Raw genomic sequence first — 1,074 nt, forward strand, 5'->3', positions numbered from 1 at the left:
TTCTTCGTCATTTCAATCGCCGATTACAGAGAAGCATCAACACAAAATTACAATTGCAGAAAACACTCGAATCACTTGAATCTGCTCATCAACAACTGATTGAAAGAGAAAAAATGGCCATGCTCGGCCAGTTGGTTGCAGGCGTGGCCCATGAACTGAACAACCCAATAGCTGCGATTTTGCGTGGTGTAGAAAACCTCACTCATACCCTCGAAGGGCTATTAACTCAACTTCCGACAGCAGAAGTACAAATCAAAGGTGTTCAGCTTCTAACCAGAGCTCAAACCGCCAAGCCAGCCTCGACTGCCGAACTGCGCTCACGCGTCAAAGAACTCAACAGCACGTTACCTGATCGTGCCATTGCCAAAAAAGTCGTCAATTTAGGCCTAGAGAGCGATTCCGAACTCGTTTCCCAGCTCGCCAAGAAGAAAGACAATGCCTCCTCTACGCTAGAGACGTTAGAACAATACCATCAAGCAGGTGCTTCTCTCCGTTCTATCAATGTTTGTGCCGCTCGCATCGCTGACATGGTGAAGAGCCTAAAAGGCTACGCGAGATCTGATGATGAACGCATGCACTACGCCGATATCCATGAAGGCATCGAAGACACTTTAGTGATTTTCGAAAACAAGCTAAAGGTACATCAAGTTTCAACAGATTACGCCTCACTTCCGCGTATGCTTTGCCAACCTATTGCATTGCAACAAGTATGGACCAACCTAATATCCAATGCGATTGACGCCTTTCCTGACAAAGGGTCGTTAAAAATACAAACGAGAGAAGTTGAAAAAAACCAACAGCGTTATGCCGTGATTTCATTTGAAGATAATGGATGCGGTATTCCGGATTCGCAGAAAAAAGCAATTTTTGAACTCAACTTTACAACCAAAAAAGAAGGCAACTTTGGCTTAGGTATTGGACTGTCTATTTGCCAACAAATCGTTGCAGCACACAAAGGCTGGATTGATGTTCAATCGGAACTCAATGCCTTTACTTGTATGACCGTCTGGTTACCAGTCATCGAAGAAGGAGATGAAACATGACTAAGTATCTGATTTTATGCGTCGATGACGA

The 1,074-nt window shown here is 44.3% G+C and carries 1 protein-coding gene; it reads left to right on the forward strand.

Features of this window, described 5'->3' with window-relative positions:
* Nucleotides 1–1,043, forward strand: a 1,043-nt coding sequence (locus R7P72_RS25885; protein ID WP_318111103.1) for a sensor histidine kinase, incomplete at its 5' end; no start/stop codon positions are given.
* Between the last annotated feature and the right edge of the window lie 31 nt (nucleotides 1,044–1,074).

Source organism: Vibrio sp. Vb0888, from assembly GCF_033338835.1.
Lineage (GTDB): Bacteria > Pseudomonadota > Gammaproteobacteria > Enterobacterales > Vibrionaceae > Vibrio > Vibrio alginolyticus.